The organism is Collinsella aerofaciens (assembly GCF_039836695.1).
In the GTDB taxonomy this organism is placed as follows: Bacteria; Actinomycetota; Coriobacteriia; order Coriobacteriales; family Coriobacteriaceae; genus Collinsella; species Collinsella aerofaciens_BD.
Genome location: NZ_JBDPAC010000019.1, coordinates 26,912 through 45,785, shown reverse-complemented (window position 1 = coordinate 45,785; position 18,874 = coordinate 26,912). Strand labels below are relative to the sequence as shown.

The 18,874-nt window shown below is 60.3% G+C and carries 24 protein-coding genes; 2 read left to right on the top strand and 22 right to left on the bottom strand.

The window, feature by feature from the left end; translation table 11 throughout:
* Window positions 1-621 (top strand): transposase (locus tag ABG996_RS08720; protein WP_347484031.1); only part of this gene is annotated, 621 nt, incomplete at its 5' end.
* A 516-nt stretch (window positions 622-1,137) separates the two neighbouring features.
* Here ABG996_RS08720 and tyrS read toward each other — a convergent pair.
* Together tyrS and ABG996_RS08710 are read right to left on the bottom strand one after the other, a co-directional pair.
* Window positions 1,138-2,349 (bottom strand): tyrosine--tRNA ligase, encoded by a 1,212-nt coding sequence (gene tyrS / locus ABG996_RS08715; RefSeq protein ID WP_006235283.1) that lies wholly within the window; start codon window positions 2,347-2,349, stop codon window positions 1,138-1,140.
* Between the two features lie 96 nt (window positions 2,350-2,445).
* Window positions 2,446-4,404 carry a U32 family peptidase gene (locus ABG996_RS08710; protein ID WP_347479553.1) on the bottom strand — a complete coding sequence of 653 codons (1,959 nt, stop codon included), beginning with the start codon at window positions 4,402-4,404 and terminating at the stop codon, window positions 2,446-2,448.
* Window positions 4,405-4,566: 162 nt separating this feature from the next.
* Here ABG996_RS08710 and ABG996_RS08705 point away from each other — a divergent pair, with 162 nt between their 5' ends.
* Window positions 4,567-6,777 (top strand): transglycosylase domain-containing protein, encoded by a 2,211-nt coding sequence (locus ABG996_RS08705; RefSeq protein ID WP_347479555.1) that lies wholly within the window; start codon window positions 4,567-4,569, stop codon window positions 6,775-6,777.
* A 189-nt stretch (window positions 6,778-6,966) separates the two neighbouring features.
* Here the strand turns inward: ABG996_RS08705 and ABG996_RS08700 are convergent, their stop codons facing one another.
* From ABG996_RS08700 to ABG996_RS08605, 20 genes are all read right to left on the bottom strand, one after another.
* Complete coding sequence (locus tag ABG996_RS08700) at window positions 6,967-7,404, bottom strand: arginine repressor (protein WP_006235280.1); 438 nt, start codon at window positions 7,402-7,404, stop codon at window positions 6,967-6,969.
* Between the two features lie 132 nt (window positions 7,405-7,536).
* A complete protein-coding gene (locus tag ABG996_RS08695; protein ID WP_347479556.1) occupies window positions 7,537-8,535 on the bottom strand; it encodes a glycosyltransferase family 2 protein in 999 nt (332 codons plus the stop codon).
* A 203-nt stretch (window positions 8,536-8,738) separates the two neighbouring features.
* Window positions 8,739-9,563 carry a tRNA pseudouridine(38-40) synthase TruA gene (truA, locus tag ABG996_RS08690; RefSeq protein WP_347479559.1) on the bottom strand — a complete coding sequence of 275 codons (825 nt, stop codon included), beginning with the start codon at window positions 9,561-9,563 and terminating at the stop codon, window positions 8,739-8,741.
* Window positions 9,564-9,655: 92 nt separating this feature from the next.
* A complete protein-coding gene (gene rplQ / locus ABG996_RS08685; protein WP_055287451.1) occupies window positions 9,656-10,123 on the bottom strand; it encodes a 50S ribosomal protein L17 in 468 nt (155 codons plus the stop codon).
* A 30-nt stretch (window positions 10,124-10,153) separates the two neighbouring features.
* Complete coding sequence (locus ABG996_RS08680) at window positions 10,154-11,095, bottom strand: DNA-directed RNA polymerase subunit alpha (protein WP_006235276.1); 942 nt, start codon at window positions 11,093-11,095, stop codon at window positions 10,154-10,156.
* A gap of 32 nt (window positions 11,096-11,127) precedes the next feature.
* On the bottom strand, window positions 11,128-11,724 hold the full coding sequence (gene rpsD, locus ABG996_RS08675) for a 30S ribosomal protein S4 (RefSeq protein ID WP_006235275.1): 597 nt from the start codon (window positions 11,722-11,724) through the stop codon (window positions 11,128-11,130).
* A gap of 19 nt (window positions 11,725-11,743) precedes the next feature.
* Window positions 11,744-12,148 carry a 30S ribosomal protein S11 gene (gene rpsK, locus ABG996_RS08670; RefSeq protein ID WP_006235274.1) on the bottom strand — a complete coding sequence of 135 codons (405 nt, stop codon included), beginning with the start codon at window positions 12,146-12,148 and terminating at the stop codon, window positions 11,744-11,746.
* Between the two features lie 14 nt (window positions 12,149-12,162).
* Entirely contained in the window at window positions 12,163-12,537 is a 375-nt protein-coding gene (gene rpsM, locus ABG996_RS08665; protein ID WP_022094275.1) for a 30S ribosomal protein S13, read from the bottom strand.
* A gap of 14 nt (window positions 12,538-12,551) precedes the next feature.
* Window positions 12,552-12,665: a 50S ribosomal protein L36 gene (gene rpmJ, locus ABG996_RS08660; protein ID WP_006363204.1), complete on the bottom strand. Its 114-nt coding sequence runs from the start codon at window positions 12,663-12,665 to the stop codon at window positions 12,552-12,554.
* 150 nt (window positions 12,666-12,815) lie between these two features.
* Window positions 12,816-13,034 carry a translation initiation factor IF-1 gene (gene infA / locus ABG996_RS08655; protein ID WP_035137443.1) on the bottom strand — a complete coding sequence of 73 codons (219 nt, stop codon included), beginning with the start codon at window positions 13,032-13,034 and terminating at the stop codon, window positions 12,816-12,818.
* 232 nt (window positions 13,035-13,266) lie between these two features.
* Window positions 13,267-14,055, bottom strand: a complete 789-nt coding sequence (gene map / locus ABG996_RS08650; RefSeq protein WP_161156850.1) for a type I methionyl aminopeptidase — start codon at window positions 14,053-14,055, stop codon at window positions 13,267-13,269.
* Window positions 14,052-14,678: an adenylate kinase gene (locus ABG996_RS08645; RefSeq protein ID WP_161192216.1), complete on the bottom strand. Its 627-nt coding sequence runs from the start codon at window positions 14,676-14,678 to the stop codon at window positions 14,052-14,054. The genes map and ABG996_RS08645 overlap by 4 nt, the downstream gene beginning before the upstream one ends.
* 18 nt (window positions 14,679-14,696) lie before the next feature.
* Window positions 14,697-15,983: a preprotein translocase subunit SecY gene (secY, locus tag ABG996_RS08640; protein WP_347479565.1), complete on the bottom strand. Its 1,287-nt coding sequence runs from the start codon at window positions 15,981-15,983 to the stop codon at window positions 14,697-14,699.
* Window positions 15,977-16,426 (bottom strand): 50S ribosomal protein L15, encoded by a 450-nt coding sequence (rplO, locus tag ABG996_RS08635; RefSeq protein WP_006235267.1) that lies wholly within the window; start codon window positions 16,424-16,426, stop codon window positions 15,977-15,979. The genes secY and rplO overlap by 7 nt, the downstream gene beginning before the upstream one ends.
* A 3-nt stretch (window positions 16,427-16,429) precedes the next feature.
* Window positions 16,430-16,612 carry a 50S ribosomal protein L30 gene (gene rpmD / locus ABG996_RS08630; protein ID WP_006235266.1) on the bottom strand — a complete coding sequence of 61 codons (183 nt, stop codon included), beginning with the start codon at window positions 16,610-16,612 and terminating at the stop codon, window positions 16,430-16,432.
* A gap of 2 nt (window positions 16,613-16,614) precedes the next feature.
* Entirely contained in the window at window positions 16,615-17,139 is a 525-nt protein-coding gene (rpsE, locus tag ABG996_RS08625) for a 30S ribosomal protein S5 (protein WP_006235265.1), read from the bottom strand.
* 14 nt (window positions 17,140-17,153) lie between these two features.
* Window positions 17,154-17,522 (bottom strand): 50S ribosomal protein L18, encoded by a 369-nt coding sequence (gene rplR, locus ABG996_RS08620; RefSeq protein ID WP_006235264.1) that lies wholly within the window; start codon window positions 17,520-17,522, stop codon window positions 17,154-17,156.
* A gap of 75 nt (window positions 17,523-17,597) precedes the next feature.
* Window positions 17,598-18,134 (bottom strand): 50S ribosomal protein L6, encoded by a 537-nt coding sequence (rplF, locus tag ABG996_RS08615; RefSeq protein WP_006235263.1) that lies wholly within the window; start codon window positions 18,132-18,134, stop codon window positions 17,598-17,600.
* Window positions 18,135-18,167: 33 nt separating this feature from the next.
* A complete protein-coding gene (gene rpsH, locus ABG996_RS08610; RefSeq protein ID WP_006235262.1) occupies window positions 18,168-18,566 on the bottom strand; it encodes a 30S ribosomal protein S8 in 399 nt (132 codons plus the stop codon).
* A gap of 119 nt (window positions 18,567-18,685) precedes the next feature.
* Window positions 18,686-18,871, bottom strand: a complete 186-nt coding sequence (locus tag ABG996_RS08605) for a type Z 30S ribosomal protein S14 (protein ID WP_022094280.1) — start codon at window positions 18,869-18,871, stop codon at window positions 18,686-18,688.
* Window positions 18,872-18,874 lie beyond the last annotated feature (3 nt).

Sequence of the window (18,874 nt, the reverse complement as noted above, 5' to 3'; positions counted from 1 at the left end):
CGCAGGAAGGGCAACTGGACCCGGGCGCACTGGTCCTGGATCGAGTCGATAAGGTTCGCGGAGGGGGCCGACAACGACGTGCTCGCCTACTACGTCGACGCGGTCAGGCGGGCGGCGGAGGACAAGGCGAGGCTCGAGGGGCTCGTCGAGGCCGAGGCCCGCAAGCCCAGGTGGAGGAGGAGGGTCGACTCCCTCCGCTGCCTCAAGGGCGTAGACACCGCGTCCGCCGCCGACCTCGTGTTCGAGGCCGGCGAGTTCTCGAGGTTCAGGAATGCCCGGTCGTTCGCCGCATGGGTCGGCCTGACGCCCTCCGAGCACTCCAGCGGGGAGAGCGACCGCAGGGGCGCGATCACCAAGGCTGGCAACAAGCACCTGAGGAAGGCGCTGGTCGAGGCCGCGTGGCACTACCTGACGTGCTCGGGGCGGCCGAAGGACCTCGCCAGGGGCCAGGCCCCGGACCGGGTCGCCCGGAGGCATGCCGCCAAGGGCGTGCGGAGGCTGGTCGAGAGGCGGGAGGCGCTGCTCGCGCGCGGGGTCCACGGCAACAAGGCGAACGTGGCCACGGCGCGCGAGCTCGCCTGCTGGGTATGGGCGGTCGGCCTCATGGCCGAGGAGGCGTAGGGGGGCGGTCCCCCGCACATAAGCCGATCACCCCGGAAGCGGTTCGATCCGAAGCCGTTGAGGCGAACCTCAGGTCCCTTTTCTGCGAGCGCCCAGGGCGCCACACGCGTGCACAGACTGTCGGTTCGACGTAGAAGCCTCAGCCGTAGCAACGGATTGCCCAGCGAGAGATCGCCGCGGGCGGATATTAAACTGCAAAGACGAGCGTCGGGAAGACACGCCGAGGTCGCCGCGGACGGGTTGATATAGGGAGAGGGCCTGACCCCATATCGTTGGGGCCAGGCCCGATTTTGCCTCTTGACAATGTCCTGCTCATATTAAAAGGAACGTCCCCAAGTGCCAACAACGGAAGCGCCGATGTTTTGGCAACGACAGCGAGCGGGCCGCATTTGAGACAAGGTGACGTGAAACGAAAGGGCGCTGACCTTCTGGTCGCGCCCTTGAAGTTGAACGTCAGATTGTCCAAATGCGGCCCGCGCAGCGTCGGCCGGTCCGCCGTTCGTTAGAACGGTGGAACTAAATCAACTTAAAGCCCTTGCGCTTGCCTACGGAGAGGGTGTCGCCCAGCTTAAGGGCGCTGGGGTCGATGTTGTAGCTCTTGGGAGCCACGGCCTTGCCGTTGATCTTGACGCCGCCACCGTCAATGTCGCGACGGGCCTGGCCGGCGCTCGCCGAAAGGCCCAGGTCCTTAAGCAGGCCTGCGAGGTAGATCTGGCCCTCGTCGTTGACGGTCAGCTCGACGTGCTTCTCGGGGAAATCGGCAAGCTGGCCCTCCTTGAACACGCGGTCGAACTCGGCCTGAGCCTCGTCGCCGGCGCCGGCGCCGTGGTAGGTATCGCACAGGTCGCGGCCCAGAGCGCGCTTGAGCTCGTAGGGGTCAGCGGAACCGTCGGCCAGGGCGGCGTCGATCTTGTCGACCTCGGCCGGGGTGAGCGAACTGGCCAGACGATAGTACTTGCCAATCATCTCGTCGGGGATAGACATGGTCTTGCCGAACATATCCTTGGGAGCGTCGGTCAGGCCGATGTAGTTGCCGTATGACTTGGACATCTTGCGCACGCCATCGGTGCCCTCGAGCAGCGGCATGGTAAGCGCGATCTGCGGCTCCATGCCCATCTTCTCCATGAGCTCGCGACCAGCGAGCAGGTTAAAGAGCTGGTCGGTGCCGCCCATCTCCACGTCGGCCTTGATCTGAACGGAGTCGAAGGCCTGCATCACGGGGTACAGGAACTCGTGCAGGGCGATCGGCGTCTGAGACTGGTAGCGCTTGGTAAAGTCGTCGCGCTCAAGGATGCGGGCGACGGTGAACTTGGAGCACACCTGCAGCAGGCCGGCCAGGTCCATCGAAAGGATCCAGTCGCCGTTGTGCACAATGGTGGTCTTCTCGGGATCCAGGATCTTCATGGCCTGGCTCACGTAGGTCTCGGCGTTGGCCTCGATCTGCTCCTGCGAAAGCTGCGGACGCGTGGAGTTCTTGCCCGAGGGATCGCCGATCAGCGCGGTGCCGTTGCCGATGATAAGGGTGACGTTGTGGCCCAGGTCCTGGAACTGGCGCATCTTGCGCAGCGGCACGGCATGGCCCAGGTGCAGATCGGGGCTAGTGGGATCGACGCCGAGCTTGATGTTGAGGGGCTCGCCCTTCTCAAGCTTCTTGCGAAGGTCGGCCTCGGGGACGATCTGCGCTGCGCCCGAGGTGATGATACGCATTTGCTCGTCAACAGACAGCATTGGGTATCCTCCTTTTGCTATAGCACCCTCGCCGAAAACGGCGGTGCTGGAAGTCCATAAACTCTCTTATGATAACAAACTGACGCGACGCGGCACCTACGACAGGAAAATCCTCGTCCTGCCGCATGCGTCAATGGCAACTGGCAGACGTGTACCGTCACGCTCGACCAGATAGCGTACCTGCCGACGACGCAAACAGTCGCGGCAACGAACCTGTCCCGTCGCATCGGTGGCGCAGACGCCCTCGGCGGTCAGCAGGCAGTGCTCGCACACCATAAGCTCGGGACGGTCGGCGTCGACCGGACCCAAGACGCCGGGTTCAGCAGCCAGTTCGGCAATACGCTCCGCATCATTGCCGAGTAACTCGGCCGGCAAGTACACCCGCCCCGCACCGAGTCCGCGCAGCCAGGTAAGCGTGGCCCGATTCGCGCAGAACACCGGCGCCGCCACGTCAAACGTCACGCCCAGCTCGCGAGCGATCACCACCTGTCCTAGGTTGCGGCAGACGACGCGCCCGGCACGCTGCATCAGTGAGCGGGTCCGGTCAGCGTCACCCGTGCGGCACACCTCGTCAAGCACCACAACGGCGTCGGACAAATCGAGCTCTCCGCGCAGGTCGGCATCCATCAGCTGCCAAGCAAAAACCATGCGAGCGGGAACCGCGCACTCCACCAACTCCGTCGACGCACCGCCATCCACCACAACGTCCTCAAAGGGCAGTACCTCAACGGCACGTGCAACGGGCGCAATCGCATCCGCCTCGGCCCGCATGCGCTCCAACACCGCCGCCGTCTGACCCAACATGCCGGCGCTGCGAATCAGGTATACCTCGCAGCCCGTGTCCACCTTACGCTTGCAATGCACGACGACGCGCTTCCCCGCTGCGGCATCCACCGGGCAGGGCACCTGCGGCCAGCGCTTGGGCACATCGGGACGCGCGTCGACACCCGGATAGAACCGAATCTCGAGCGTGTCGCCCGCCGCCACGGCGGCGTCGAGCTCAACGGTCACCTCTTCGTGGCCCACAGCGACCAAACGCCCCACGCGCACGCCCTGGTTAATTGCGCGCTCAAAGCTCATCAGCTCGGCACCCGAACGCCCTCGCAGGTACGCATCGGTAAACCCACGGTTAAACGACCTTCCCAGCTCGCGCTCAAGCTCTTCCACGGCACCGGGGTCCCACGCGCCGTCGCACAGCATATCGAGTGCCCGGCGCCACACCCGCACCACGTTGAATACGTAATCGGGGTTCTTCATGCGCCCCTCGATCTTGAGCGACGCCACGCCGGCATCTACAAGCTCGGGCAGATGTGCAATGCCCAGATAGTCGCGCGGGCACAGCAGGCGATCTCCCTCGACGGCGACAACGCTCTGCCCCGCCTCGTCCACTAGGTCGTACGTCAGACGGCACGGCTGCGTGCAGTCGCCGCGCATCGCCGACCGTCCGCGCCGCAGGGCCGAAAACTCGCACGCACCCGAATAGCCAATGCATATGGCGCCATGGCAGAACACCTCGATGGGCACACCGGTAGCGCAGAGCGTCGCAATCTCTGCCACGGTCAGCTCGCGCGCCGTCGTCACGCGCTCGACCCCCAGCTCGTCAGCCGCCAAACGCACGGCGCCCTTGCTATGGACGCCCGCTTGGGTGGACAGATGAATCTCGACCCCCGGAATTGCCGCATGCAGCGCGCAGGCCAACCCGGCATCGGCCACAATCAGAGCATCGGCGCCCAGCTCCAGTGCATGAGCTCCCAGCGCCACCGCATCGGACAGCTCATCGTCAAACACGAACACGTTGAGCGTCACGTACACGCGCACGCCATGGGCATGCGCCACGGCGCAGCCGCGCGCAAACTCGTCATCCGTAAAACCATGCGCGCTCACGCGGGCGTTAAAGCCGCCCAACCCCGCATAGATGGCATCGGCACCCGCGGCGATGGCCGCAAGCATCTGGTCGAGCCCGCCCGCCGGCGCCAGCAGCTCGGGCAGCGCCGCACTGGCAGCATCCAATCCAGTCTCGTATTGTCCGCTCGGCCCCATCGCCCGAATCGCCATCGGCAAACTCCTTACCAAGGTATGCATTCACTCTGAAAAATGCCGTCTTCCAGCATACACGAGGCCTCGCGCGCCCCGTTTGGTTTATCGTGTAATAACTTATGTCCATCCTGCCTCGACGACACATCCGCCGTCGGGCACGACATACCTGGAGGTCAATATATGGGTCCTCGCCAACGACAGGGACGCAGCCGTTCAAAGACGCATGCCCTGCCCATAATCCTGCTCTCGTTTTTGGGCTTTCTGCTGATTGCGGGCGTGGCGTTTGGCATCGGCATGGTCGGCAACGTCAACCGCTGGCTGTCCGATCTGCCCGACTACACCGACGCCAACGCGTATCTGGTGAGCGAGCCCACCGAGATCGTCGACTGCAACGGCAACAAGATCGCGAGCTTCTACACGCAAAACCGCAAGTCCATCACCAAGGACGAGGTCTCCCCCTACGTGCTGCAGGGCACCGTTGACGTCGAGGACGAGCGCTTCTACGAGCACGGCGGTATCGACCTGTGGGGTATCGCGCGTGCTGCGGTGGCAACCCTCGGCGGCGGGCACGAAGGCGCCTCGACTATCACCCAGCAGCTGGTGCGCAACACCATCCTGCAGGAGGAGCAGTTCGACTCGACCATCGAGCGTAAGGTGCGCGAGGCCTACATCGCCGTCAAGATGGAGGACATGTACTCCAAAGACGAGATCCTCATGATGTACCTCAACACCATCTATTACGGCCACGGTGCCTACGGCATCGAGGCCGCAGCCGAGACCTATCTGTCCAAGAGCGCCGCCGATCTCACCCTCAGCGAGGCCGCGCTGCTCATCGGCCTTCCCAACTCGCCCTCGCAGTACGACCCCACGGTCAACCCCGACCTAGCGCTGTCCCGTCGCAACAAGGTCCTCGACAACATGTTGCGCCTGGGCCACATCACGCAGGAGGAACACGATGCCGCACAGGCCGAGCCCATCACCCTCAACGTGACCGAGATTTCGGGCAGCGGCGTCGACGTATACTCGCAGCCCTACTTTGTCGCCTATGTTAAGCAGCTGCTGGAGCAGGAGTTCTCGACCGACGTGCTCTTTAAGGGCGGCCTGACCGTCAAGACCACCATCGACCCCACGATGCAGCAGGTGGCAGAGAATGCCGTTCGCGAGCAGCTCGACACGCTCTCGCTCGACGGCCTGGACATGGGCATGGTCGTCGTCGATCCCAAGACCGGCTACATCAAGTGCATGGTGGGCGGCTACGACTACAACGCCGACGAGAACCACGTAAACCATGCCACGGCCAAGCGTCCCGTCGGCTCCACCTTTAAGGCCTTTACACTGGCAACTGCCATCCAAAACGGCATGAACCCCAACGTCACCCTCAACTGCAACTCGCCGCTCAAGGCCAAGGGCACCACGACCGAGGTCCAAAACTACGCCAACCATAGCTATGGCAACATCACGCTTAAGCAGGCGACGGCATACTCCTCCAACACCGGCTACATCCAGGTGGCGGAAGCCGTCGGCAACAGCAAGATCATCTCGCTCGTCAAAAAGCTCGGCATCGACCCCGCCAAGGACAACATCGAGGACGTTCCCGTCATGACGCTCGGCACCGGCTCGATCTCGCCGCTCGAGATGGCCGCCGCCTACGCGACGTTTGCCAACGGCGGCTACTATCGCCAGCCGATCGCCATCACCGAGATTGACTCTCGTACCGGTTCGGTGCTGTACCAGCACACCGACAATCCCTCACAGGTGCTTACCGAGGGCGAGGCCGCCGCGGTCACCGATGTTCTGTCCGGCGTCATGCAGGGCGGCGGTACGGGTGCTGCCGGTGCCCTGAGCGTCAACCAGCCCTATGCCGGCAAGACGGGCACCACCGACAACACCACCAACCTGTGGTTCTGCGGCTATACCCCGCAGCTGGCGTGCGCCCTGTGGACCGGCTATTCCGCGGGCGAGATCCCCATCCAAAAATACGGCACAGACCTGCTGGGCGACAGCACCAACCTGCCTGTCTTTAAGCGGTTTATGAACACCGTTCTGACCGGTACCGAGCGCGAGGAGTTTGCGACCGGAACGGCGCCCACCTACAAGAACAACAGCGTCTGGAAGTTCTACGGCACCAACAACTCCAAGAAGACGGAGAACGACGACAAGGACGAGAACGAGGACGAAGAGGAAACCACCACAACGACTACCACGACGACCACGACCACCGAGACCACGGGCGGCGACACCACCGGCGGCACCGGTACGACCGGTGGCTCGACGGGCGGCTCCACTGGTGGTTCGACCGGCGGCGATGGCGGCACGCCTACGCCTACGCCTACGCCTACGCCTACGCCCACTCCCGACCCCTCGCCCACGCCTGACGATACGGTCGGCTAGAAATCATCCGGCCATAAGCAACAAGGCCCCCGAGCAGCCTATTGAACTGCTCGGGGGCCTTTTAGTTTGAAGCGACCTGGTGGGCGGTCTTTATACCGGCGAACAAAAAAGGGGGGTACCGACCAACGTCGATACCCCTTACAAGCCACTATGTCAGCGCGCACGGTGCCGAGCGCACGACCCGCACGCCTACTTGCGAGAATTGCTCAGCTTATTGATCAGTGCCTCAAGACGCTCGCCGTCCTCGGCCGTCTGGGCAATAACCAAAATCGTATCGTTGCCGGCAAGCGAGCCAAGCACATCGGGCAGCTCTGCCGCATCAACGGCGGCGGCGATACCGGAAGCCGTGCCAGGCTGAGCCTTGATCATAACCAGATTATCGGTGCGCAGAACGCCCGTTACGAGCTCGGAAACCATACGCTGCAGGTGCAGGTCCTCTGCCAGAACATAGATGCCCTCAGGGAGCTTACGCAGCCCCATATCGGCAATATCGCGAGAGACAGTCGCCTGCGTGCAATCAAAGCCCATAGCGCGGAGCTCATCGACCAGCACGCGCTGCGTACGGACGTCCTTATTGCGCACAATATCTCTAATGGCATCCTGGCGCCCATTGCGTTTTTTAGCCATACAAACCCTCTCTCCAAAAGATGGCGGAGACAATCAATCAGTGATTGAATAGTTTAACGCTATTTGAAGGCTTTTGTGTATAAGAACGCATTTCGAAACAATTCTATGCAAGTTTGTTTCGAAATGAGCCGTTTAGGCGGTTTTTGCGCCCGTCCGGTTAAGAAAAGCTGCCAGATGCGTACACATCACGCAGCGCGCGGGCTTGGCGCTGGCGATCGGCCCAAACAACAGACCGAGCCCCCGATGGTTATCCTTGAGCGCGGCGACCATCTGACGGGTTCGAGGCGCATCGAGCATATCACGCATGCGGGCGGAACGCTCGATTGACGACACCCCATGCGGGCTCAGACACAAATTCTCGATGCAGGCGACCAGTCCGGCAAAGTAGAACTTTTGGCTTGCCAGCTTGAGCCGACCACCGCTGTCTGCTTCCGAGAGTGAGTCCGCAAGCTCGTCGAGCGCTCGAGTGTCATCGGATACCTTGGCATACATGGTGGGATCAAAGGCATCTGTAAGTTTAGGTGCCGCCGTGTGGAAACAAGCATCGCCGCAGCCGGACACGCATCGTGTCTGCGAAAGCGCGTATGCCATAAACCCAACTGTGCGAAACACCTTGTCGCACAAAAAGCATGCCTCAAACAGCGAGCGGCTGTACATCACGCCAGAGGTCTGAACGACTAGGCCGCCTAAAATCAACTGAGGCAGCCCGGCCACCATCGAAGATTTGCTATCAATGGAAATATGAGCAGCATCCAAGACGCGCGAATGGCGCTCTCGATGTGCATCATAGCGGTCGAGCGACACCGTGGGGAGCACTATGTCTGCCGTAGTATCGCACGCGATATCGACCATCTTGGAAAGGGACTGCGGAGCAAACCACTCATCGGCGTTCATAGCGATGATTTGAGAGCCGCGCGAGGCAGCAAAACCGGCACGAAGACAAGCGCCGCGCTTCGCGTCCTCGACGTCAATCAAATCAATATGGATGTCCCTGTCGGCAGCAACTTGAAGCGAATGTCGCACACCGGGCGCAGCATCGCGGCAGACAACGACAATCTGCAAATCGTAGAGGTCTTGGTTCTGGATACTCTCGAGCGCACGCATCGCATAGCTGGGCGAACCTTCTGCCACAAGGATCACCGAAAGTCGCGGATGCGAGCCACGTCGAACCAAGTTATCCGTCCTCTCGACAGCAGTGAATCAAACTGTCGTTCATGGTACACCCCGGCAATAAAAGCAATGAGACACCGGTTGTATTGCACGCCAAGAACAGATGCTGCACACGCGCAGCCCACAGATGACAGGTGTCGACGCACGACGCGTCGAGCCCTCCCCTAGTCGAGCACGATAAGCTCGGCGGGATCGTAATCCACGCCCATAAACGTAAGGCCGCAGGCAGGAGCCGTGGGGCCCGCAGCGGTACGGTCGCAAGCATCGATGACCTCGCGCATCCACTCGGGTTCACGGCGATGCATGCCAATCTCGACAAGCGTGCCCACGATCGTGCGGACCATCGAATGCAGAAACGCATTGCCCTCGATGGTAAACGTCAGGATGTCCTCGCCAAACGCAACCTCATGGCCAAACTCGGCACGCATCACGCAGCGATGCGTGGGCTTGCCAACGGCAGACGCCACCTTGCAAAAGCTCTTGAAGTCCTGCTCGCCCAGCAGCGCGGGACAGGCCGCAGACATCGCCTCAACATCCAATGGGTAGCGGTGCCACCACACCGCACCGCGCGAAAGCACAGGGCGCGCGTCGCGATCGGCAATACGGTACGTATACGTACGGGAACGCGCATCAAAGCGTGCAGAAAAGCCTTTACGGGCCTTGTAGACCTCGTTTATGGCGATATCTTTGGGCAGGAGGGCATCCATAGCCCTCAGCCACCTACGGCGCGTCAAAGCCAACTCAGCGTCCGTTACGGGCACGCTGATGAACTGTGCCACCGCATGCACGCCGGCATCGGTACGCCCCGCACACGTCAGGTCGATCGGGCGGCGCAGGAGCGTCTCGATAGCGCGGCGCAACTCGCCCGCAACCGTCGTCTGACCGGGCTGCTCGGCAAAGCCGCTGTAGGACGAGCCATCGTAGGCCACGCGGAAAACGAGCGTGGCATCGAGCTCAGAAATCGAATTGAAATCAGACGGCGCGGTCATGGGCGCTCCCAACAAACAGGCAATGGCATTTCGACAAAAAAAGAGGGGTACGCGAACGTACCCCTCGAATATAGCCTATGCAGACGGATTGTCTACTCAGCGGTCTCCTCAGCAGGAGCCTCCTCGGCAGCCTCGACCTTCTTGGGAGCAGCGGCCTTCTTGGGGGCCGGAGCAGCCTTCTTGGCCTTAGGCGTGCAAGGCTCGGTGACGAGCTCCATGATAACGATGGGAGCGTTGTCGCCCTTGCGGTTACCGAGCTTCATGATGCGGGTGTAACCGCCGTTGCGGTCCTGCCACATACCCTGGGCAGCCTTGTCGAAAATCTCGGCAACGAGCTGCTTATCGCCGAGCTTGGCGATAGCCAGACGACGAGAGTGCAGGTCGCCCTTCTTGGCCCAGGTGATGATCGGATCGACGACCGAACGCAGCGCCTTAGCGCGGGTCTCGGTGGTCTTGATGCGGTCGTTCTCGAAGAGGGCCTTAGCAAGGCTCTTCTTCATGGCCTTGGTGTGGCTCGCATCGGTGCCGAGCTTCAGGCCCTTCTTAACGTTGTGACGCATGGTCTAGTTTCTCCTCAAATATGCGAAGCATTAAGCCTTCAGGCTCAGGCCCATGGACTCAAGCTTGTCCTTCACTTCCTCGATCGACTTAACACCGAAGTTACGGATGTTGAGCAGATCGTTCTCCGAGAACTCAACGAGCTGACGGACCGAGTGAATGCTGGCGCGCTTAAGGCAGTTGTAGGAACGGACGGAAAGGTCCAAATCCTCGATTTGCTTGTCCAGCTCGGCGTTGTCGTTGGTGACCTCGGGAGCGAAGATCGAAGCCTCCTCCTCGACCTCGGGGGTCTCGGCAAGGTTCATAAAGGCGGCCATATGCTGGTTGATGATATTGGCAGCCTGGACCACGGCGTCGCGCGGGGCGATGGAGCCGTTGGTCTCGATCTCGAGGACAAGGCGGTCGTAGTCGGTGTGCTGACCGACACGGCAAGCCTCAACGAGCTTGGCGCAACGGGAAACCGGCGAGTACAGCGAGTCGACGTGGATCACACCGATGGGATCGTTGTCGCGCTTGTTGGCCTCGCCAGAAACATAGCCGCGGCCATAGCCGATGCGCATGCTCATGGTGAGATGGCCACCCTCGGTGAGCGTAGCGATGTGCTGCTCGGGGTTGACCAGCTCAAACTCGGACGGAATAAAGAAGTCCGCACCGGTGACCTCGCAGGGGCCGTCAACCGAAATGGTGGCGGTCGCCTCGTCGGTCGTGCCGAGAGCCCTGAAGACAAGACCCTTGACATTCAGGACGATGTCGGTGACATCCTCGACCATGTTAGGGATGGTCATGAACTCGTGCTGCGCGCCATCGATCTGAATAGCCTCGACGGCGGCACCCTCGAGCGAGGACAGAAGAACGCGACGAAGGGAGTTACCCAGCGTATCGCCGTAGCCACGCTCGAGCGGCTCGACGGAGACACGAGCAGACGTCTCGTTGATCTCTTCGACCTGAACCTGAGGCCTAATGAATTCTGACATGTATTACCTCCAGCCTCAGCAGCCCGGATGGACTACTTAGAGTAGAGCTCGACGATGAGCTGCTCGTTGATATCACCGCTGATCTGCTCACGCGTCGGCAGAGCGAGCACGTTACCAGACAGCTTCTCGATATCGACCTCGAGCCAGCCAGGGACCTCAAAGCGCTCGGAGGAAATCAGAGCCTCCTTGATGGGGAGGAGGTCACGGAACTTCTCGCCGACAGCGACGACGTCGCCGGCCTTGACGCGGTAGGACGGGATGTCCACGCGCTTGCCGTTCACGGTGAAGTGACCGTGACGGACGGACTGACGAGCCTCTTTGCGGGTGCGGGCGAAGCCAAGACGGAAGACGACGTTGTCGAGGCGAGACTCAAGGATGATCATGAGGTTCTCACCGGTGACGCCGTTCATCTTACGGGCCTTGTTGAAGTAGCCGTGGAACTGCTTCTCCAGAACGCCATAAATAAACTTGACCTTCTGCTTCTCGCGCAGCTGCATGCCGTACTCAGATTCCTTGCGACGGCGCTTGGGCTGACGGATAGATTCCTTCTTGCTGCTGTAACCGAGCTCAGCGGGATCGATCCCGAGCTGACGGCAGCGCTTAAGAACAGGAGTCCTGTCGATTGCCATATTGATACGATCCTTTCAGTTACACGCGGCGACGCTTCTTGGGGCGGCAGCCGTTGTGCGGAATGGGGGTCTTGTCCTGGATGCTCGAGACCTCGAGGCCAGCAGCCTGGAGGGAGCGGATGGCGGTCTCACGACCGGAGCCGGGGCCCTTGACGAAGACGGAAACCTTCTTCATACCGTGCTCCATGGCCTGCTTGGCAGCAGCCTCGGCAGCCATCTGGGCAGCGAACGGCGTGGACTTACGGGAGCCCTTGAAGCCCACCTGGCCAGCCGACTTCCAGGAAATGACATTGCCCTGGGGATCGGTGATCGAAACGATCGTGTTGTTGAACGTAGAACGAATGTGAGCCTGGCCCACGGAAATGTTCTTACGGTCCGCGCGCTTCAGACGGGCAGCGCGAACGTTCTTCTTAGCAGTAGCCATCTATCTAGCGCTCCTTATTTCTTCTTCTTAGCACCGATCTGACGCTTCGGGCCCTTGCGGGTACGAGCGTTAGTGTGGGTGCGCTGGCCGCGGACCGGGAGGCCCTTGCGGTGACGAAGGCCGCGGTTGCAGCCGATGTCCATAAGGCGCTTGACGTTCTGGTTGCGCTCACGGCGGAGGTCGCCCTCAACCATGATCTGGTTCTTATCGATATAATCGCGGATGGCGTTAACCTCATCCTCGGTGAGGTCCTTAACGCGCGTATCCACGTTAACGTTGCACTCGACGCAAATCTTCGTCGCAGTGGTGCGGCCGATGCCGTAAATGTAGGTCAGACCGATCTCAACGCGCTTCTCACGCGGGAGGTCGACACCATTAATACGGGCCAACGTAGTCTCCTCTCTTAACCCTGACGCTGCTTATGACGGGGGTTCTCGCAAATGACGAGGACCTTGCCATGGCGCCTAATGATTTTGCACTTATCGCACATCTTCTTGACCGAAGGACGTACCTTCATCGTTCTTCCTTTCGGTAGCGCTCAAACTACTTCCCTACTATCTACTCGCCCAGCCGCAGGCGTTTAAAACTATGGCTGGTCTTCACACACAATCCGACCGTAGGTTGAGCTAAGCCTGCAGTCGGAAATGGAGTGCGTGTATGCGTGCCGCTATTTGTAGCGATAGGTGATGCGGCCGCGGGTCAGGTCGTACGGGGAAAGCTCCACGACAACCCTGTCACCGGGGAGAATACGGATGTAATTCATTCGGATCTTGCCAGAAATGTTGCACAGAACCGAATGACCGTTCTCGAGCTCGACCTTAAACATGGCGTTGGGCAACGGTTCCTTTACCGTACCCTCGAGCTCAATTGCGTCTTCCTTCTTCACAAGCAATCATCTTTCTCTAGAAAACGACAGCGATTGAGTATTCTACAACACGTATGCACGCATCGTAATAACTTCGTAATGGCTCCACAACTAAGTGGAACTTGTTACATTTGAAATGTAAAACAAAGCCGTTCCCTGATGCCCAAGATCGCCTTGAAATGAGAAGGCATAGACCTTGGGGTCATGCCTTCGAAATTGAAAGGCGAGGTTGGGCATCAGGGGGCGGCGACTTTTACATTTCACCGCCTTGCAAGGAACACCAAGCACCTTGGGCATCCGTGGTGAGAATCACCGGACCGTCATTGGTAATGGCGACGGTGTTCTCGTAGTGCGCGGCGGGCAGGTGATCGTTGGTCGTAACAATCCAACCGTCGGAGCCCGTGCTCACATGGTTGGAACCCATCGTAACCATCGGCTCGATGGCAATGACCATGCCGGCCTGGAGGCGAACGCCCCTCCCCTTCTTTCCATAGTTAGGAACATTGGGGTCCTCGTGCATCACGCGGCCAATGCCATGGCCCACATAATCACGAAGCACGCCGTAACCGTGAGACTCGGCGAGGAACTGAACGGCATAACCGACGTCCCCGATATGGTTACCGGGAACAGCCTGCTCGATGGCAGCCTTAAGGCAATCACGCGTGACCTCGCACAAAGCCTTGGCTTCGGGCGTGGGGGTGCCGACGAAAAACGTCCAAGCGTTATCGCCGACCCAACCGTCGACAACGGCTCCCGTATCGATGGAGATGATATCGCCATCGCGCAGGATCATGTCGGGGTTGGGAATACCGTGGACCACGGCATCGTTGATCGATGCGCAAATGGTCCCCGGGAACCCGCCATAACCCTTAAAGGCCGGGGTGCCGCCATGCATGCGGATAATCTGCTCCGCGAGCTGATCGAGCTCAAAAGTCGAAACGCCGGGGCGCACCATGGCTCCAACGTGGCGGAGCGCCATCTTAGATAGCGCTCCTGCCTTCTTCATCTGCTCGATTTGCGTTGCAGACTTAATCTTGATCATAGACCGAGAGCCTCTTTGACATCCCCGTACACGGTCTCGCGAGCCTGGTCACCGTTGACCGACTTGAGCAGACCCTGGCCACGATAGTAGTCAACGAGCGGGCTCGTGGACTTCTCGTAGACGTCGAGACGGTTCTTAATGGTCTCGGGCTTGTCGTCGTCGCGCTGATACATCTCGCCACCACACTTGGGGCAGGTAGCATCGGCAGCGGTGCCGGTGTAACCGCAGGCGCGGCAGGTGCGACGCGAAGACAGACGGTCGATGATGACCTCGGGGGCCACGTCGACCAGAAGGGCGCAGTCGATCTCGCGACCCATGGCGGAGAGCTCGGAATCGAGCGTCACAGCCTGGGCGGTGTTGCGCGGGAAGCCGTCGAGGATGAAGCCCTGCTGGGCGTCATCGGCGGCAAGGCGCTCCTTGACAAGGTCGATCACGAGCTGGTCGGGAACGAGCTCGCCAGCGTCCATGTACTTCTTAGCCTGAATACCAAGCTCGGTGCCACTCTTGACGGCAGCACGCAGCAGGTCGCCCGTGGAAATATGGGCGACGCCAAACTCGGCGACGAGCTCCTGTGCAACGGTGCCCTTACCGGCACCCGGAGCTCCGAGCAATACGAGGTTCATGAGCAATCCTCCTCTAGCCTATTTAAAGAAACCATCGTAATCAAACATCTTGATCTGGCCTTCGAGCTTATCGACCGTGTCGAGCACGACGCCGACCATGATGAGGATGGACGTGCCGCCAAATGCCTGAATCAGATGGTTACCCGTGAAGGAGAAGATGATCGAAGGCACGATGGCGATGAGCGCCAAAAAGACAGCGCTGGGAAGCGTGATCTTGTTGAGCGCGTTCTTGATGTAGGCCGCGGTAGCCCTACCCGGACGGACGCCCGGAATAAAGCCGCCCTGCTTCTTAAGGTTATCGGCCGTGTCATCGGGGTTGAACACCATGGAGGTGTAGAAGTACGCGAAGAACACGATGAGGACAACGTTAAGCACCCAGTTGAGCCAACCGGTCGAAAGCGCGGAGGCAACTGCCTGAATCCAGCCGATGCCGGGGAAGAACACGGCAATCTGAGCCGGGAAGTACAGCAGCGCCGAAGCGAAGATGATCGGCACGACACCCGCGGTGTTGACCTTGATGGGCAGGTAGGTGGTCTGGCCACCCATCATGCGACGGCCCACGACGCGCTTAGCGTAGGAGACCGGGATGCGGCGCTGGCCGCGCTCAAGGAAAACAATCAGCGGGATAACCAGCAGGATGATGGCGCAGATGATCACCATGGTGATGATGCCACCGGCATTGCCCTCGGTGCTGGAGAAGATAGCCTGCGGCAGACCGGCCATGATGTTCGCGAAGATGATCAGCGACATGCCATTGCCGATACCGCGCTGGGTGATGAGCTCACCAATCCACATGATCAGCATGGCGCCCGCGGTGAGCGTACCGACGATCATGAGGTCGAAGATGATCTCGGGAGCGCCGGCGCCATTGAAGCTGATGCCGAAGCTCTTAAAGAGGAAGAGGTAACCCACGGAGTTGAGGATTGCCAGAGCAAGGGTGAGGTAACGCGAATACTGCGTAATCTTGGTCTGACCGACCTCGCCCTCGCGGGCAAGCTCATGCAGGGAAGGCACGACGGCCTGGAGCATCTGGAGGATGATCGAGCTGGTGATGTAAGGCATGATGCCCAGCGAAAACACCGACACATAGCTCAACGCGCCGCCAGAGAAAAGATTCAGGAGGGCCATAGCACCTGCGGCGACCGAATTGTTATCGGTCGAGAAAAGGCCCAGCATCCCCTGGAAGGGAATGCCGGGCACAGGAACGTGCGCACCAATGCGGTACACGACGAGCATAGCTATGGTAAAAAGAATCTTTTCGCGCAATTCTTTGATGCGGAAAGCATTCTTAAGACCATTTAGCACGGCAGCTCGACCTTTCCGCCGGCGGCCTCGATCTTGGCCTGCGCAGAAGCGCTGACCTTGTCGACCTTGACCGTGAACTTCTTGGTGAGCTCACCATTGCCGAGCACCTTGACGGGCTCGAACTCGCTCTTGGTGATGCGAGCGGCCTTAAGAGCGGCACCGTCGATCACAGCGCCGTCCTCGAACTTGCGCTCGAGACGCTCAACGTTAACAGCGGTGTACTCGATACGACGGGGGTTACGGAAGCCCGGAAGCTTGGGCAGGCGCATAGCCAGCGGAGTCTGGCCACCCTCGAAGCCGGCACCCTTGGTGCCACCAGAGCGGGAACCCTGGCCCTTCTGACCGCGGCCAGAAGTGGTGCCGTGACCCGAAGAATTGCCACGGCCGACGCGCTTGCGGTTCTTGGTGGAACCGGGCGCGGGAGTAAGATCGTGAAGCTGCATTTGCTACTCCTCTACAATCTCGACAAGGTGCTTGACCTTGAAGATCATGCCGCGGACGGACTCGTTGTCAGCAATCTCGCGAACCTCGCGGATCCTGTGGAGACCGAGGGCACGGACAGTACGGACCTGGTCCTGCTTGCAACCGTTGGTGCTGCGGACCTGCTTGATCTTGATGGTGTCAGCCATGCTTAGTTCTCCTTACCGACGAACATCTCGGAGACCGTCAGGCCACGGCGAGCCGCGACGTCCTCAGGGCTGGAGAGCTCCTTGAGGCCCTCGACGGCAGCCTTGATGATGTTGAGGCCGTTGTCGGTACCGAGGGACTTGGACAGGACGTTCTTGATGCCAGCAAGCTCAAAGAGGGGACGCACAGCGCCGCCGGCGATAACGCCGGTACCCTCGACAGCGGGCTTGATGATGATGCGGCCGGCACCAAAGTGGCCGAGAACCTCGTGCGGGATGGTGCCCTGCTCGGTCACCGGCACGTGGAACATGTTCTTCTTGGCATCGAGAGATGCCTTGGAGATGGCCATGGGCACCTCAGCGGACTTTCCCATGCCAACGCCGACGTTGCCCTTGCCGTCGCCAACGACGACGAGAGCGACGAGGCTCATGCGACGACCACCCTTGACGGTCTTCGACACGCGGTTGATGTAAACGACGCGCTCCTCGAACTCGGAGGCCTCGCGCTGCTGCTTCTGATTACGAGCCATGTGCTACATACCTCCTAGAACTCGAGACCGGCGGCACGAGCACCGTCGGCGAGGGCCTTGACGCGGCCATGGTAGATACGGCCACCGCGATCGAAGGCGACCTTGGTGATGCCGGCCTCGATGGCACGCTTGCCAACGAGCTGACCGACCTTCTCCGCAGCCTCCTTGTTCGAGGTGTGGGTGCCCTTGAACTCGGCCTCGAGGGTCGAGGCAGAGACGAGCGTCAGGCTGGAGCCCTTGCTGTCGTCGATGATCTGGGCATAGATGTTGGCGTTAGTACGGGTCACGCGAAGACGCGGACGCTCGGAGGTACCCGAGACCTTGCCGCGAACACGACGCTGACGACGCTTGAGGCCTTCCAGCTTCGCCTTATGCTTGTTCATACGTAAACTCCTAAAAAGGTTGATCTTGCCAGCACCTGACGGGGTGCTGGTCTTATGCGAGTGAGTCGGTTACGACTACTTGGCGGCCTTACCCAGCTTGCGGCGGATGTGCTCGCCAACGTAGTGGATACCCTTGCCCTTGTAAGGCTCGGGAGGACGATGGCCGCGGATCTCAGCGGCGATCTGACCGACCTGCTGCTTGTTGATACCCTTGACGTTCACGTGGGTGTTGTCGGGAACCTCGAAGGTGATGCCCTCGGGAGCCTCGACGATCACGGGGTGCGAGAAGCCCAGGGAGAACTCGAGGTTCTTGCCCTTCTGCTGCACGCGGTAACCGACGCCGGCGAGCTCGAGCTTCTTCTCGAAGCCCTCGGAAACGCCAACAACCATGTTGTGGATGAGGGCGCGGGTGAGGCCGTGGCGGGCACGGGTCTCACGCTCGTCGTCGGGACGGGAAACGGTGAGAACATTGTCCTCGACGTTGATAGCGAGCTTCTCAAAGACATCGAGCTCGAGCTGGCCCTTGGGGCCCTTGACGACAACGTTGTTGCCGTTGACTGCCACTTCGACTCCGGCGGGAATCTGGACAGGCTTATTACCGATACGAGACACGGTGATCTCCTTTCCTTCTACCTACCGAGCGAATTACCAGACGTAAGCGATGATCTCGCCGCCGACGTTGTGCTTGCGAGCATCGCGGTCGGTCATGACGCCATGGCTGGTGGAAATAATGGCGGTACCAAGGCCACCGCGGACGCGGGGCATGTCGGCAACGCCGGTGTACTTACGCAGGCCCGGCTTGGAAATGCGGCGGATGCCGTTGATGACCTTAGCCTTCTTGGGACCATACTTAAGCGTGATGTGCAGAGTCTTCTGGGGAACGGTGTCCTCGACATCGTAGCCCTCGATGTAGCCCTCCTCGTGCAGAACACGAGCGATCTCGACGAGCTTCTTGCTGCTCGGCATGGAGACCGTGGCCTTGTTCACAGAGTTAGCGTTACGGATGCGCGTAAGCATATCTGCGATCGGGTCTGTAAGGTTCATACAGATTCTCCTTCGTTCTTGATGAACACGTGCTCTTGGTTCTTCACCGCCCTTAACGGCAAAGCCTTTTTAGCGCGTTTTCCCTGTTCCAAACGGATGCTTGAAACGCTGGTAGTGACTTACCAGCTGGCCTTCTTAACGCCGGGAAGCTCGCCCTTGAGTGCAAGCTCACGGAAGCAGACACGGCACAGGCCGAACTTGCGGTACACAGAGTGCGGACGGCCGCAGCGCTGGCAGCGCGTGTACTCACGAGTAGAGAACTTCTGCTTGCGATTGCACTTGACGATCATCGATGTCTTAGCCACTTA